Source organism: Streptosporangium sp. NPDC002544, from assembly GCF_040295965.1.
In the GTDB taxonomy this organism is placed as follows: domain Bacteria; phylum Actinomycetota; class Actinomycetes; order Streptosporangiales; family Streptosporangiaceae; genus Streptosporangium.
Map to the genome: position 1 here is coordinate 14,652 of NZ_JBEOWJ010000051.1, position 14,498 is coordinate 29,149.

13 protein-coding genes are annotated in these 14,498 nt (G+C 69.7%); 5 read left to right on the top strand and 8 right to left on the bottom strand.

Going from position 1 to position 14,498, the window contains the following annotated elements; all coding sequences use genetic code 11:
- Window positions 1-72: 72 nt before the first annotated feature.
- Window positions 73-1,158: a LacI family DNA-binding transcriptional regulator gene (locus ABT061_RS44575; protein ID WP_451935509.1), complete on the bottom strand. Its 1,086-nt coding sequence runs from the start codon at window positions 1,156-1,158 to the stop codon at window positions 73-75.
- 135 nt (window positions 1,159-1,293) lie between these two features.
- Between ABT061_RS44575 and ABT061_RS44580 the strand changes: the two genes are divergently transcribed.
- Window positions 1,294-1,983 (top strand): TetR/AcrR family transcriptional regulator, encoded by a 690-nt coding sequence (locus ABT061_RS44580; RefSeq protein WP_350929749.1) that lies wholly within the window; start codon window positions 1,294-1,296, stop codon window positions 1,981-1,983.
- 139 nt (window positions 1,984-2,122) lie between these two features.
- On the opposite strand, the gene bldC is transcribed toward ABT061_RS44580, so the two are convergent.
- Together bldC and ABT061_RS44590 are read right to left on the bottom strand one after the other, a co-directional pair.
- A complete protein-coding gene (gene bldC, locus ABT061_RS44585) occupies window positions 2,123-2,326 on the bottom strand; it encodes a developmental transcriptional regulator BldC (protein ID WP_013133571.1) in 204 nt (67 codons plus the stop codon).
- Window positions 2,327-2,644: 318 nt separating this feature from the next.
- Window positions 2,645-3,502 carry a DUF8083 family protein gene (locus tag ABT061_RS44590; RefSeq protein ID WP_350929750.1) on the bottom strand — a complete coding sequence of 286 codons (858 nt, stop codon included), beginning with the start codon at window positions 3,500-3,502 and terminating at the stop codon, window positions 2,645-2,647.
- Window positions 3,503-3,753: 251 nt separating this feature from the next.
- Between ABT061_RS44590 and ABT061_RS44595 the strand changes: the two genes are divergently transcribed.
- On the top strand, window positions 3,754-4,857 hold the full coding sequence (locus tag ABT061_RS44595) for a Glu/Leu/Phe/Val family dehydrogenase (RefSeq protein ID WP_350929751.1): 1,104 nt from the start codon (window positions 3,754-3,756) through the stop codon (window positions 4,855-4,857).
- 150 nt (window positions 4,858-5,007) lie between these two features.
- Window positions 5,008-5,241 carry a DUF3073 domain-containing protein gene (locus tag ABT061_RS44600; protein ID WP_030917477.1) on the top strand — a complete coding sequence of 78 codons (234 nt, stop codon included), beginning with the start codon at window positions 5,008-5,010 and terminating at the stop codon, window positions 5,239-5,241.
- A gap of 177 nt (window positions 5,242-5,418) precedes the next feature.
- Here ABT061_RS44600 and purM read toward each other — a convergent pair whose 3' ends face one another.
- Both purM and purF read right to left on the bottom strand, forming a co-directional pair.
- Window positions 5,419-6,444, bottom strand: a complete 1,026-nt coding sequence (gene purM, locus ABT061_RS44605) for a phosphoribosylformylglycinamidine cyclo-ligase (RefSeq protein ID WP_350929752.1) — start codon at window positions 6,442-6,444, stop codon at window positions 5,419-5,421.
- Between the two features lie 43 nt (window positions 6,445-6,487).
- The gene (gene purF / locus ABT061_RS44610) at window positions 6,488-7,933 is read right to left on the bottom strand and encodes an amidophosphoribosyltransferase (RefSeq protein ID WP_350929753.1); all 1,446 of its coding nucleotides are present in this window, start codon (window positions 7,931-7,933) and stop codon (window positions 6,488-6,490) included.
- A 160-nt stretch (window positions 7,934-8,093) separates the two neighbouring features.
- Between purF and ABT061_RS44615 the strand changes: the two genes are divergently transcribed.
- Window positions 8,094-9,119: a hypothetical protein gene (locus ABT061_RS44615; protein WP_350929754.1), complete on the top strand. Its 1,026-nt coding sequence runs from the start codon at window positions 8,094-8,096 to the stop codon at window positions 9,117-9,119.
- Window positions 9,120-9,186: 67 nt separating this feature from the next.
- On the opposite strand, the gene ABT061_RS44620 is transcribed toward ABT061_RS44615, so the two are convergent.
- Complete coding sequence (locus ABT061_RS44620; RefSeq protein ID WP_502991616.1) at window positions 9,187-9,756, bottom strand: sterol carrier family protein; 570 nt, start codon at window positions 9,754-9,756, stop codon at window positions 9,187-9,189.
- A 64-nt stretch (window positions 9,757-9,820) separates the two neighbouring features.
- On the opposite strand from ABT061_RS44620, the gene ABT061_RS44625 reads away from it, so the two are divergent.
- Window positions 9,821-11,884 carry a PhoX family protein gene (locus ABT061_RS44625; protein WP_502991617.1) on the top strand — a complete coding sequence of 688 codons (2,064 nt, stop codon included), beginning with the start codon at window positions 9,821-9,823 and terminating at the stop codon, window positions 11,882-11,884.
- Window positions 11,885-11,971: 87 nt separating this feature from the next.
- Here ABT061_RS44625 and ABT061_RS44630 read toward each other — a convergent pair whose 3' ends face one another.
- Both ABT061_RS44630 and ABT061_RS44635 read right to left on the bottom strand, forming a co-directional pair.
- Window positions 11,972-12,604, bottom strand: a complete 633-nt coding sequence (locus tag ABT061_RS44630) for a hypothetical protein (RefSeq protein WP_350929755.1) — start codon at window positions 12,602-12,604, stop codon at window positions 11,972-11,974.
- 201 nt (window positions 12,605-12,805) lie between these two features.
- Window positions 12,806-14,287 carry an MFS transporter gene (locus ABT061_RS44635; protein WP_350929756.1) on the bottom strand — a complete coding sequence of 494 codons (1,482 nt, stop codon included), beginning with the start codon at window positions 14,285-14,287 and terminating at the stop codon, window positions 12,806-12,808.
- Between the last annotated feature and the right edge of the window lie 211 nt (window positions 14,288-14,498).

The following is a 14,498-nucleotide window of genomic DNA, read 5'->3' on the forward strand; positions in this document are numbered from 1 at the left end:
CGCGATGTTGACCTGATTTTGGGGAGTTGATGAAGCCTGCCTGGGCGTCCTGTAACGCTCCAGGCAGGCGCTTCAGCGCTCGGTGGAACTCGTGCTGTTCCGTACGACCAGCTGCGGCGCGACCTGGCGCAGGCGTGCGGCCTTGCCGGGGTCGCCGATCCGGTCGTTCAGCAGCGCGGCGGCGGAACGGCCCATGGCGCGGCGGGGCTGGTCCACGGTGGTCAGCGAGATCGGCTGGGTCCCGGCACGGTGGATGTTGTCGTACCCGACCACGGACAGGTCCTCGGGAACCCGCAGGCCCAGCTCGGCGGCCGCGGAGAGCACGCCCATGGCCACCAGGTCGTTGGCGGCGAAGATCGCTGTGGGCCGGGGGTCGCGGGTGAGCAGGCTGTGCGCGGCCCGCGCGCCGCCCTCCTCGCTGGAGGCCCCCTCCTCGACCATGATGTACGGGGCCAGGGAGTGCCTGCGCATCGCGACCAGGTAACCCTCGCACCGGAAGCGCCCGGAGGAGATGCCCGAGGCCTCTATGTGGGCGATTCGGCGGTGGCCGAGCTCCACGAGGTGGTCGACGGCCAGGCGGGCGCCGAGTTGGTCGTCGTCGACGACGATGTCCACGCCGCCGAGGTCGATGTCGCGCTCGCCCACCACGACCGTGGGCGTGTAGCCGGTGGCCTCGATGAGCGTGCCGCTGGTGGGCGCGATGCCGAGCAGGACGAGCCCGTCGACGCGCAGTTCGAGGAATGCCTCGACCGCCTCGTCCTCGAAGGCGGGGTCCCACTGGCTGTTGCCGATGAGGAGCCTCAGCCCGTCGCCGTGCAGGCTCTCCTGCAGGCCGTCCAGGAACTCGGCGTAGAACGGGTTGTGCAGGTCGGCGACGAGCGCCCCGACCAGATGGGTACGGCCCTCGACCAGGCTGCGCGCGACCGCGTTGGGCCGGTAGCCGAGGTCTCTGGCCGCCTGGAGCACGGCCTGCCTGCGATGCTCGCTGACGTGTGGCGATCCGCGCAGGACGAGCGAGACCAGTGATTTGGAGACACCGGCCCGTTCGGCCACATTGCGGATCGTGGGTCTCGGGCGTGGTCCGCACCCGTCGGATAAGACGGGCTCGGCGAACCCGCGGGCTCGGGTGACGGTGGTGTTGACCGGCGGTCCTGACATGGCTCTCCCCCGCGATGGTGGATGGGCACCTGTCACTCAAAACGATCGAGTTCCGAATGGGGTACGGCCTTTGGGGTAGGGAACTCCGATCTTGACCTCAACGCCGTGCGTACCGACTCCGATAGTCTGCACGGTGTGGGTTCGACATCCGGAGCCGCCGAACAGGCGAAACCTGCGGCGGGTGACGCGCGACCGGCGCGGCGCAGGCTCAGCGTGGACCGGCGCCGTGAGGAGCTCATGGCGGCGGCCCTGGAGCTGTTCAGCAGGCGGGACGCGGAAGACGTGTCGATCGATGACGTGGCCTCCGCGGCCGGCGCGTCGCGGGCTCTGGTCTACCACTACTTCGGCGGCAAGCAGGAGCTCTACGTCGCCGCGCTGAAAAGCGCCGCGGCCCAGTTGGAGGCAAGGCTCAAGCCCCACGAGGACGGCCGCCCGCTGGACGAGCTGGCTGGAGGGCTCACCCGATACTTCGACTTCGTGGAGGAGCACGCGGCGGGTTTCGCCGCGCTGCTCAGGGGCGGTCCCGCCAACCGCAGCGGCGACATCGGGGAGATCGTCGACTCGGTCAGGAACCGGCTGTTCATACTGATCATGAAGCAGATGCGGGTCGAGGAGCCCGGCCCCGCGCTCCGCATCACGCTGCGTTCCTGGATCGCCTCCGTCGAGACCGCGGGCCTCGACTGGCTGGAGCACCGCGACATCGAGCGGCCGACCCTGGAGCGCATGCTGGTCGACCACATGGTGGCGCTGCTCGGTGTGGCGGCCAGGCACGACTCGCAGGTCGGCGAGTTGCTGGACAACCTGCTCCGGGAACAGACGAGCTGATCCACGGTCCGGGAAGGACACCGGGCAGGTGGCTGGGGCGGCGCCGGGCGGGCGACGCCGCTCCCCATAAACCTGTGTGGCCTACGCGCTCACAGGGTGAGCGCGCACCAATCCCCCTAGGTCAGTGACGGCCCCCGTCTTACTCTGAGCGCTGCTGCGGAATCCCCGCGAGCAGCGCGCGAACCTCGGTCTCCCGGTACCGGCGGTGTCCACCCAGGGTGCGGATGGACGTCAACTTGCCCGCCTTCGCCCACCGGGTCACGGTCTTGGGATCGACGCGGAACATGGTTGCGACCTCCGCCGGGGTGAGCAGCGGCTCTGCCTCGGGTGTACGAGCTGACATTTGTGCGGCCTCTCCTCCATGTGGACCGGCGACAGCGATCCTGCGACTTGACGCTTGTCACGGATGTCCGCCTATGGCCATTGCGTGCGGCAGTTTGGGCCATATACGGCATCACCCGATGTGACCATACAGCCACGTAGAGCGATTGGCGAGTCTTTGAGTGACTCATCTCTCTTGTGCACGTGTTGTTGTCACGCTCGGTGATTCTAGCGACACGTTTCGTGGTATCGCAGTGAAAACGGCAAACTACTCAGTTCGTAGGTGCATCCCCGGTCATCGACGGACCTACTTACGCAGGTCGAAGGGATGATTTGCGAGTCAGTTTGCCGATTCGAGAAGTTGTATTGATCGCCAGCGGAGGATGACGCGCTGGTACATGGCGAACGCCAGTTCTTCCTCGCCTTTTTCCAGACCTGTCAGCGCCGCCGCGAGTTCCGCCACGGACTCGTCGGCCTGGAGTGTCTCGTCGTCCATGAGGTTGACGATGCCGCCGTAGTCGAGCTCGACCAGCGAATGCGGGTGGAACTCCTCCAGCCAGCGCGCCACGTCCTCGACCTCGGCGGTGATCGAGACCTCGCCGACCTGCCTCCTGATGATCTGCAGGGCACGGGCGCTGCGGCGCCTGGCATGGGCCATGGAGGTGACGTAGATCAGATTGCGCGTGGTGGTCGTGCCCCCCTGGCTCCCGTCGCCGTCGATGACCAGCCAGCGCTCGTTGCCGTCGAAGGGGACGAACCACGAGGTCGGAACGTGCCAGGTGGAGCCGCGGATGTGCGTGCGCAGCGCGGCCGAGTCGGTACGGCGCTTGAACCGGTCGAAGTCGTCGGCGGTCTGCTCCGCGACGGCGGGTGGCACGAACCGCTCCATCAGCTTGGGCGGGGTCGCCCCACGGAAGCGTGAGAAGGCCAGCCACGACCTCAGCCTGCTCTGCCATGGGCAGACGTACAGGACCTCCTCCACGCGCCTCAGATAGGCGTTGGGGCTCTCCTGGGCGGGTGCCGGGGCCGGTGGGATCCCCAGGAGGCGCCGCACCGCCTCGCCGTGTTCGGCGTGGAGGGCGCCGGCTCGGCGCGGTCGGTCGGCCGCCTCGGCGTAGGCGGCCCACGAGACGCGTTCCGCGGGGGTGAACGCGACCAGTGGCTCGTAGACGCGGAGGTACGCGGCGTAGGGCAGCACGTCCGCATCGTGTCACGAACGACGGGCCGCTGTCCGTACCGGACCGGCTTTCGTGGCCGCCGTCCGGGCGACTCCTCCGCTCCTTCGAGGGCCTGACCGTTTCGAACGCGGGAACCACGGCGGCGAGGCGGCCCCCTCGTCAAGCGTGATGAGACCTTCGCGTGAGTCGTCCCGCTGCGGGCTTGTGGTTACGCTGAAGGCGATCTCCGCCGCAACGGAGCGGCGGGAACGGACGACTGGGAGTCACCACAGTGACCGACGTCTTCGGGCTGTCCCACAAGGACGCGGGCCCGGTAACCGGCCAGAGCAGGCACGAGCAGGTCGTTTTCTGCTCCGACGAGCGCAGTGGCCTGCGGGCCATCATCGCCATCCACAACACGGCCCTGGGCCCAGGCCTGGGCGGCACCAGGTTCTACCCCTACGAGAGCGAGCAGGCCGCGCTGGCGGACGTGCTCAATCTCTCACGGGCGATGGCCTACAAGAACGCCCTGGCGGGACTCGACCTCGGTGGCGGCAAGGCCGTCATCATCGGCGACCCGGCGAAGGACAAGAGCGAGGCGCTGCTGCGCGCCTACGGCCGGTTCGTCCAGTCACTCGGGGGCCGCTACTACACCGCGTGTGACGTCGGCACCTACAGCGAGGACATGGACGTCGTGGCCCGCGAGAGCTCCTACGTGACCGGCCGCACGCTGGCCAACGGCGGAGCCGGGGACTCGTCGATCCTGACCGCCTACGGCGTTTTCCAGGGCATGCGCGCCGCCGCCGAGTACACCTACGGCACGCCGACGCTGCGCGGCAGGCGCGTCGGTGTCGAGGGCGTGGGCAAGGTCGGCCACCGCCTGGTCGATCACCTGGTCGAGGACGGCGCCGAGGTCGTGGTCTGCGACGTGAGCGAGGCGGCCGTGGAGCGGCTGCTGCGGCGTCACCCGCGGGTGGAGGTGGTCGCCGACCGGCTGGAGCTCACCGGATCCGACATCGACGTCTACGCGCCGTGCTCCCTCGGCGGGGCGCTGGACGACGAGACGGTGGCCCGCCTGCGCGCCACGATCGTCTGCGGCGGGGCCAACAACCAGCTGGCCCATCCCGGCGTGGAGAAGCAGCTCGCCGACCGGGGAATCCTCTACGCGCCCGACTACGTGGTCAACTCCGGCGGGGTGATCCAGGTCGCGGACGAGATCGCCGGGTTCGACATGGACCGGGCGCGGGCAAAGGCCACCCAGATCTACGACACGACTCTTAAGATCTTCTCCACTGCGGCGGAGGACGGCGTTCCTCCGGCTGTCGCAGCCGATAGGCTGGCTGAGCGAAGAATGTCGGAAGTCGGGCGAATTAGGGGCATTTGGCTGGGCCACTAGCCCCACACGCCCATACGGCGTACCGAGCCGGGCGTAAAACGGGTACGGTTGTAGGCGAACGAGAGCTGGCGCCTCAAGTCAGGTGGCGTCAGTGCGTGGTGCGTTAGCGACGAGGGGTCGGGCACGACCCCACACGAGGGGGTCGAGCCAATGGGGCGCGGCCGAGCAAAGGCCAAGCAGGTCAAGGTTGCTCGCCAGCTGAAGTACAACAGCGGTGGCACTGATCTTGAGCGTCTTCGCGACGAGCTCGGAGTCAGAGACGACTCCAACCACAACGACGACTCCAACGACGCCTACGACGAGCTGGCGGATCGGTACGCCGATTACGCCGATGACTTCGGCTCCAAGGATGACCGCGACGACGGGACATCCGGGCGCCGCTAGGCGGGTTTCGGTTTGACGGTGAGCAGGGCACCCGGCGGTGAGCACATAGCGGCCGGGTGTCCTTCTCGCTGGGAGTCGACAATATGCGGCGCTCCGGTGGTCCGGGGCGCTTTTCGTGGTACTCGACTCATCCGGGATCTTCCCCGCCCCGGCCCGGGGCGGGGAAGATCCATCGGGTCATCGGAAACGTGCCTGGCCGGAGCCCTCGACGATCTCGCCGAGCACCCAGGCCGGAAGGTCACGCTCGCCGAGCAGCGCCAGGGCGGGCTGCACGGCCTCCGCGGCGACGATCGCGGTCATGCCCACGCCCAGGTTGAACGTGCGGTCCATGTCGGCCTGGGCCACCTGGCCGTGTCCGGCGAGCACCTCGAAGACGGCGGGCGGGGTCCATGACGAGCGGTCGAGCAGCGCGTCCAGCCCGTCGGGCAGCGAACGGGCCAGGTTGCTCGCCAGGCCGCCGCCCGTGATGTGCGCGTACGCGTGGACGTCGACCGTGCGGGCCAGCTCCAGGCAGTCGAGTGAGTAGATCCTGGTCGGCTCCAGCAGCTCCTCGCCCAGCGTCCGGCCCAGCTCGGGCAGTTCGGCCTCCAGCGACAGCCCGGCCCGGTCGATGATGTGCCGGACCAGCGAGTAGCCGTTGGAGTGCACGCCGGAGGAGGCCAGCGCGAGGACCACGTCGCCCTCGCGGACCCTGTCCCGGCCGAGCATCCGGTCGGCCTCCACCACGCCGGTGGCGGCACCCGCGAGGTCGTACTCGTCGGCGCCCATGGCTCCGGGATGCTCGGCGGTCTCCCCGCCGATGAGGGCGCAGCCCGCCAGGCGGCAGCCCTCGGCGATGCCGCCCACGATCTCGGCGATCCGCTCGGGAACGACCTTGCCGCAGGCGATGTAGTCGGTCATGAACAGTGGCTCGGCACCGCAGACCACCAGGTCGTCCACGACCATGCCGACCAGGTCGAGGCCGATCGTGTCGTGCTTGCCCAGCCGCTGGGCCAGCATGACCTTGGTGCCGACGCCGTCGGTCGACGTGGTGAGCAGCGGCCGCCGGTACGACAGCAGGGCCGAGGCGTCGAAGAGGCCGGCGAAGCCGCTGGCGTCGTCCACGACCTCGGGCCGCCGGGCCCGCGCGACCTTCGACCTCATCAACTCGACGGCGCGCTCACCCGCGTCGATGTCCACTCCTGCGGCCGCGTAGCTGGTCATGGGGCCTCTCTCGTCGGCCGGGCGGTCTGACTGCCTGACCTGCTCAATGCTTGGCCTCCAGCACGTATTTGCCCACGTTGTCCTGGTCGATCGGGATCGGGTAGTTACCGTCGAAGCAGGCGCGGCAGAGCCGGTCGGCGGGGATCGTGGTGGCCTTGGTCAGGCCCTCCAGCGAGATGTATCCGAGCGAGTCGGCGCCGAGCGAGGCGCGGATCTCCTCCACGCTGAGCGAACCGGCGATCAGCTCGGCCCGGGTGGCGAAGTCGATGCCGTAGAAGCACGGCCAGCTGACCGGCGGGGAGGAGATCCGGACGTGCACCTCCCTGGCGCCCGCCTCGCGCAGCATCTTGACGATCGCCCGCTGGGTGTTGCCCCGGACGATCGAGTCGTCCACGACGATCAGGCGCTTGCCGGCGACGACCTCCTTCAGCGGGTTGAGCTTCAGGCGGATGCCCAGCTGGCGGATCGTCTGGGACGGCTGGATGAAGGTCCGGCCCACGTAGGAGTTCTTGACCAGGCCCTGGCCGTACGGGATCCCGCTCTCCTCGGCGTAGCCGACGGCGGCGGGGGTGCCCGACTCGGGCGTGGGGATGACCAGGTCGGCCTCGACCGGGTGCTCGCGGGCCAGCATGCGGCCGATCTCGACGCGCGTGGTCTGCACGCCGCGCCCGGCGATCGTGGTGTCCGGGCGGGCCAGGTAGACGTACTCGAACAGGCAGCCCTTGGGTTCGGCGAGCGCGAACTTCCGCGAGCGCACGCCGCGCTCGTCGATGGTGATCAGCTCACCCGGTTCGATCTCGCGGACGAACGTGGCGCCCACGATGTCCAGGGCCGCGGTCTCGGAGGCGACCACCCAGCCGCGCTCCAGGCGCCCCAGGACCAGCGGGCGGACGCCCTGGGGGTCACGGGCCGCGTAAAGTGTCCGCTCGTCCATGAAGACGAGCGAGTAGGCGCCCCTGACCTGCGGAAGAAGTTCGGCGGCCGCGTCGTCGATGGACTGGCTGCGGTCCTGGGCCAGCAGCGACGTCAGCACCTCGGTGTCGGTGGTCGCCCGGGTGGACCCCGGGGCCAGACGCCTGGCCAGCACCGGGGTGTTGATCAGGTTTCCGTTGTGGGCGAGTGCGAGCCCGCCACCCTCGGTCGAGCTCAGCGTCGGCTGCGCGTTCTCCCAGACGCTCGACCCGGTCGTCGAGTAGCGGCAGTGGCCGATCGCCAGGTGGCCGCGGAGGGTGCCGAGCACGGACTCGTCGAAGACCTGGGAGACCAGTCCCATGTCCTTGTAGACGAGGATCCTGCTGCCCTCGCTGACCGCGATGCCCGCGGACTCCTGACCGCGGTGCTGTAACGCGTACAGTCCGTAGTAGGTGAGTTTGGAGACTTCCTCCCCAGGAGCCCAGACCCCGAAGACGCCACATGCGTCCTTCGGAGGCCGGTCGTGGGGGTCAAGGTCATGGCTCAGATGGCCGTCGCCCTTCAACACATGCTTCATTCTAGGTCGGCTTCTTCCCTGCTCGCACCTAGGGTCCGTTCCGTGGCATGTCGCACCCTGACCGAACGATCATCGGTGTTTTGCCGTGTCAGCCTGTTTCGTCGGCAGGTGACAGGGGAGTGTGAGATATCCGGCATGCCCAAGCGTCGGGAGAAGAGACGTGACAACACCTGTGGACCCGAACCAGCCCGATCCGCGGCGGGAGCCGTGGAAGGAGCCGGATCCCGAGTCGCCCGTACCCGACCCCGGCGAGACGCCGAACCGGCCACCGCCCCCCGTTCCCGAAGAGCCGAGGGTGCCGCCGCACCCGGACACGCCGGTCGCGCCGGAGGTCCCCCAGCCTGACCAGGCCGGTGATCCGGACGCGCCCAAGGGGGACGAGACGCCGGAGTCCGGTGGGCGGGAGCGGGAAGTCCCCGAACCGGAGGAACGGCCGCCGCACCCCGTGCCCGGTGCCACGCCCGCCGCGTATCCCGGCTGGGAGGGCGCCTCGGAGGCTCCGGGCGGTCCTGATCACCCCGGCCCCACCCAGCCCTCGCGCTACGAACCGCCTGAGCCCTCGGCGGAACCCGCGGCCCAGCCTCGGCCCACCGAGCCCGCTCCCGGCACTCCCCAGCCGGGCTATTCGGGCCGGCACGCCTACGGGGAGCAGCCGAGATACGGGGAGGCCCAGCAGGCCGGGCAGCCCTACGGAGGTCCCGGCCCGCAGCCGCCGTCCGCGGAGGGCCCCTACCAGCCGCCTCAGGGCGCGCCAGGCCCTTACCAGCCGCCTCAGGGTGCGCCAGGCCCCTACCAGCCGCCGCCGTACCCGCCGCCTGGCATGCCCGCCTATCCGGGCGCCGCGCCTTACCCGGCGTATCCGGGTGAGGGGCGCAGGCAGAGCGACGGGCTCGGCACCGCCGCGCTCGTGCTCGGGATCGTGGCCATCGTGTCGCTCGTCGTCTGCGGCCTCGGTGTGCTGGTGGCGATCATCGGCCTGATCGTCGGCATCGTCGCGCTCGTCAAGAAGTCCGCCCCGGGCAGGGCCTGGGTGGGCATAGCGCTGAGCGTCCTCACTCTGATCATCGCGGCGGCGTTCCTGAGCTGGCTTTACAGCAAGATCGGCGACTGCGCCAACCTGCCACCGGAGCTACAGCAGCGCTGCATCGAGGACAGGCTCGGCGTCCGGCTCCAGCCCACCTCCTGAGGGGCGGTGGGGCGCTGAGCCTCCAGAGAGGCTCAGCGTCCCACCATGTGCCGGGGAACGGCGAGGGCTATCGCAGAGGCAGATGCTCCGACAGGTCGGCGCGGGCTCCGCTCGCCGCGACCTTACCGGCGGCCATCGCCGCAGACCAGGTCAGACGGCCGGTGGCCAGGTCCAGCCAGGTGCGCGCGTCGGTCTCCACCACGTTGGGCGGGGTGCCGCGGGTGTGCCGGGGACCTTCCACGCACTGCACCGCCGCGTAGGGCGGGACCCGGACCTCGACGGTCCGGCCGGGAGCGGCCGTCGCCAGCCTGTCCAGCAGGTGCCGTACGGCGAAGCGGGTGATCTCCCGTTCCGGGCGGATCTCGCGCTCGAAGGCTCGCAGCACCACGCTCACGCAGGCGTCCAGCAGCGCCGTGACCCCGGTAGGGCCGTCGTAGGGCGGCTCGTCGAGGGAGCTCAGCTGGGTGTCGAGAACGGCGTGAACCTTGGCGGGGTCGGGCTTGTAAGGCGGCACGCCCTCCATGATGCCCGCCGGAGCGGGCCGTCCCGACGACAGGACACCGCCGAGCTGCTCGATCCCGATGATCGCCGGGCCCGCTCCACCGAACGGTTCACCGTCCGGGCAAATGTCGTTCACCTCAGGTTTGGCCGGCGCACGTAGCGTCCGGGCGGTAAGACTCCACCCCTTTTTGGAGGACCCTGTGGCGAACATGTCGCCGCGTCGCCTGCTGCCCCTGCTCATGAGCCCTCACAAGGGTGGCCGCAGCGCGCTCACCTGCCGGTTCCGTTGCGGTGACCAGTGCGCCCACGATGTGATGAACACCAGTGACAACGCCTACTTCGGCGACGTGGTCGCCGAGGCGATGACCCGGCGCGGGGTGCTGCGCGCGGGTGCCCTGGGCGCCGTCGTCGCGGGGGTGGGGGTCGGTACGGCGCTCCCGGCCGTCGCCGACCCGGACCGGGGGGCGAAGGCCACCGGCCGGAAGGGCGGCCCGCGCTTCACCGCCATCGCGCCGAACACCGACGACAAGGTGACGGTCCCCACGGGCTACCTGTCGGCGGTCGTGGTGGGCTGGGGTGACCCGGTGCTGCCCGGCGCTCCGGCGTTCGACTTCGAGAACCAGACGGCCGCCGCGCAGGCCAAGCAGTTCGGCTACAACTGCGACTACGTGACGCTCTTCCAGCTGGGGCAGCACCGTGGCCTGCTCTGGGTCAACCACGAGTACACCGACGAGAACCTGATGTTCCGCGGTTACACGGACGGCACCGCCGCGACGGAGGAGCAGATCAGGATCGCGATGGCCGCGCACGGCGGCTCGGTGGTCGAGGTCGAGCGGGTGGGCGCCTCCGGCCAGTGGAGGCTGGTGACCAAGGGCTCCCGTCGCTACAACCGTCGCATCACCGTGCAGACCCGGATGAGGTTCACCGGCCCGGCGGCCGGCAGTGACCTGCTGAAGACCGCGGCCGACCCGAGGGGCACCACGCCGGTCGGCATGCTGAACAACTGCGCGGGCGGCACCACGCCGTGGGGCACGGTGCTCAGTGGCGAGGAGAACTTCAACCAGTACTTCGTCAACGGCAACGGCGTGCCCGAGGCGCAGAAGCCCTACCTCACCCGGTACGGGGTGAGCGCCACGACGGGCATCCCGAGTGGAAACCGCAGGTTCGACCGGGTCGAGGACCGGTTCGACCTGGCGAAACACCCGAACGAGATCAACCGTACCGGCTGGATCGTGGAGATCGACCCGTTCGATCCGGACTCCACCCCGATCAAGCGCACCGCCCTGGGCAGGCTGGCCCACGAGGGCGCCACCACCTCCCTGGCCGCCGACGGCCGGGTGGTGGCCTACATGGGGGACGACTCCCGGTTCGAGTACGTCTACAAGTTCGTCTCCAGGAAGCGCTACATTCCCGGCTTCGACCGGAACAACCGGGACCTGCTGGACGACGGCACGCTGTACGTGGCCAAATTCACCGGAGACAGCCCCGCCACCGAGATCGACGGCACCGGCAGGCTCCCGGCCGACGGGCAGTTCGACGGCTCGGGCGAGTGGATCCCGCTGGTCACCGGTGACGTCTCGCACGTGCCGGGGATGACGGCCGCGGAGGTGCTCGTCTACACCCGGGTGGCGGCCGACAAGGTCGGGGCGACCAAGATGGACCGCCCCGAGGACGTGGAGCGCAACCCCGTCACCGGCGGCGTCTACGTGGCGCTGACCAACAACACCAACCGGACTCCGGCCCAGGTGGACGAGGCCAACCCGCGCCCGGCCAACAAGCACGGCCACATCCTGGAGATCGTCGAGCGGCGGAACGACGCCGGGGCCACGACCTTCGCCTGGTCCCTGCCGCTGGTCTGCGGCGATCCGAACGACCCCGCGACCTACTTCGCCGGGTTCGACAAGACCAAGGTCTCGGCGATCTCCTGCCCGGACAACGTGGCCTTCGACGCCGACGGTAACCTCTGGATCGCCACGGACGGCAGCCAGCTCGGTGCCAACGACGGCCTGTTCGTCATGCCGGTCCGTGGTTCCGAGCGCGGCCACCTCAAGCAGTTCCTGAGCGTGCCGGTCGGCGCGGAGACCTGCGGCCCGCTGGTCAGTGCGGACCAGCGCAGCGTCTTCGTGGCCGTGCAACACCCCGGCGAGACCAACGGCGCCACCCCCGAGGCTCCCAGCAGCCACTGGCCGGACGGCGGCACCTCCCAGCCTCGCCCGTCCGTCGTGGTCGCCTGGCACACGAGGGGCGGCAAGATCGGCTCCTGACCGCCGTCTCCGCTTCCGGGAAGCACGGGTCCGATCCTCGTGGCTCAGGTGAGAGCCACGAGGATCGGACTCGTTGGCGACACCCGATCAGTCGAAGAACTGCCAGATGCTGAACCTCCGTACGAAGAGCGGGGCGGAGGCCCGGCCGGTCACCCGGATCCGCCTGATCCGGGTTTTCTTGTTCATCGTGATCTTCACGCACTTCAGGCAGGCCCCGTGGGGTCCCGGCAGGGCGTAGTAGGAGATGGACGCGCTGTGGTGCATCAGTCCCCTGTTGGAGAGTCCTATCCCGATCTCCCGGTAGAGACGGCTCGACCCCTTCAGGTTGAACGCGGTGGAGCCGACGATCGCGTGGTTCGACGAGGGAGGGCAGTGCACGAATATCCGGACGTGGCTGGCCTGGCGGGGCCACGGGGGAAGGATGCGGAGCGACGGGACGTTCTTCAGCGCCTTGGGGATGGTGTTTCTGCCCCCTATAGGGGGCATTGTCACCGTCTGGTGGTTTTTGGTGGTGACGGTGGCGGTGGTGTCGGAGGTGGCGCTGGACGTCACTGTGGCGCTGGGTGTGGGTGTGGGGGTAGGGGTGGCGCTGGGGGTGGGTGTGGACGTCGTCGTGGGGCTGGATGTGGGCGTGGGTGTGGGGGTGGCGTCCGGTTCCATCGGAACGCCCGGACTCATCATGAGCGCGGTGGCCATCCCGATCCGTGTGACGAAACGCATGTGCTCCTCCTGTCGGACACCCGAGGGGCGGTGCGACGCGGGTTTCTGGGGAGAAGACATGTCCGGGACGACCCGGGCGGGGGTGCCGGCATCCATCCTGATCAGGCGGGCCGTCTCCATTGTGTCGGCCATGTCGCACAAGGAGGGGGAGACACGCTGGTACGGGGCCATGTCCGGTTATCGGGCCCGCCGCCGAGCCGATCAGTCGTTCCCGGCCACCCGAAGGGGACGGCGAGGGCGGGCCAGCGCCGCGGCGACGGCCCCGCACAGGGCGACGGAGAACAGGACCGCGTAGGTCCGCTGGAAGCCGGCCATCAGGTGGTCCACGGCGACGGGGGAGAGGCGCGACAGCGTGCCCGCGTACACCTGCCCGCGTAGCTCGGCGCTGACCGAGCCGGTCAGCACGCTGAGCGTGAGGGCGACCCCCAGCACGATCCCGACATTCATGATCATAAGCCGGAAGCCGTTCACCACTCCCAGGCTCCCCGCCGGCAGAGCCGCCATGACCTGGGTGGTGTTGCCGGTCAGGAAGGTGCCGCTGCCGCAGCCACACAGGAACAGGCCAACCCCGATGATCCAGTACGGCGTGGCGGGAGCGGTGTTCAGGAGCAGGATGCCCAGCCCGGCCGCGCTCATCAGGGTGCCCCCCACCGACAGCGCGTACGGCCTGATCCGGCGGCCGAGGGCGCCGGTGACCGGGGAGGCCAGGGCCATGCCGATCGGGACAGGGAGCACGCCCAGGGCCGCGGTGACGGCGTCGACGCCCCTGGCGGCCTGGAAGTAGAGGGCGACCAGCAGGATCAGCGCCGAGCGCGCCAGCGCGTTGCAGAAGGAGGCGAGGTTGGCGAAGGCCAGCATGCGCTCGCCGAACAGGCGCACGTTGAGTACGGGGTGCGACGCCCGGCGCTCCACCAGGACCAGCACCGGGACCAGCGCCACCGCGATCGCCATGCCGACGGTCACCACGGGGCTGGACAGGCCCCGGGACCCCGCCTCGGAGAGCGCGATCAGGGCCGCGGAGAGGGCGGCGAACACGATCAGGTTGCCGAGCGCGTCCACCGGCCTGCGCGCCCCCCGGGGCCCCCGGCGCAGCGTGAGCGCTCCCCAGACCAGGGCGGTCAGCCCGGCCGGTACGTTCATCCAGAAGATCCACTGCCAGCCGGCGGTCTCGGCGATGAGGCCGCCCAGGGTGGGGCCGGCGAGCTGGGCGACCGAGAGGGTGCCGATGTAGACGCCCATGCCCTGGCTGAGCCTGTCCGGCGGGAAGGCGTCGGTGATGATCACGGTTCCGTTGGCGAGGACCATCGCGGCTCCGATCGCCTGCACGGCGCGCATCGCGATCAGGAACCAGACGCCGGGTGAGAGCCCGGCGAGCAGCGATCCGACGGTGAACAGGAGGAACCCCGCCAGATAGATCTCCCGTCGGCCGAGCAGGTCGGCCACCCGGCCGAAGAACACCAGCGTCGCGGTGTTGACGAGGAGGAAGGCCAGCAGGACCCAGCCGGCCGCGAACGCGTCCGCGTGAAAGTGCCTGACCACGGTGGGAAGTGCGACGTTCAGTGTGCTGCCGGAGATGCCGATCATGACCATGCCGAGGCTGGTGACCGAGCAGACCCGCCACGCGTACCGGAGTTTGGATAGGTATTCAGGGGATCCGGGCAGGTCTTGGGGGATTGCGACCATGAGCTACAGTCTGACGTACGTTGTACGTCGATCTTGATCCAGACCCGCCACAGAGCACGTCCAACCCGCTCGCGCCTCGTGTCAGGCCACATCCGGCGCGGACGGCAGCCGGGTGGCGGGGCACGGCACGCCCGTCCGGATCGCGTCCCGGGCCGGGCCGGAGGCGGTGATCGTGGTGCTCGTCACCGCCGGGGGCGACGTTTTCCCTCTC

Coding starts and splice junctions, on each gene's coding strand:
- ABT061_RS44600 (WP_030917477.1), top strand. CDS start 5,008: ATGGGGCGCGGCCGAGCAAAGGCCAAGCAGGTCAAGGTTGCTCGCCAG.
- ABT061_RS44630 (WP_350929755.1), bottom strand. CDS start 12,604: ATGCGTTTCGTCACACGGATCGGGATGGCCACCGCGCTCATGATGAGT.
- ABT061_RS44635 (WP_350929756.1), bottom strand. CDS start 14,287: ATGGTCGCAATCCCCCAAGACCTGCCCGGATCCCCTGAATACCTATCC.
- purF (WP_350929753.1), bottom strand. CDS start 7,933: ATGAAGCATGTGTTGAAGGGCGACGGCCATCTGAGCCATGACCTTGAC.
- ABT061_RS44575 (WP_451935509.1), bottom strand. CDS start 1,158: ATGTCAGGACCGCCGGTCAACACCACCGTCACCCGAGCCCGCGGGTTC.
- bldC (WP_013133571.1), bottom strand. CDS start 2,326: ATGTCAGCTCGTACACCCGAGGCAGAGCCGCTGCTCACCCCGGCGGAG.
- purM (WP_350929752.1), bottom strand. CDS start 6,444: ATGACCAGCTACGCGGCCGCAGGAGTGGACATCGACGCGGGTGAGCGC.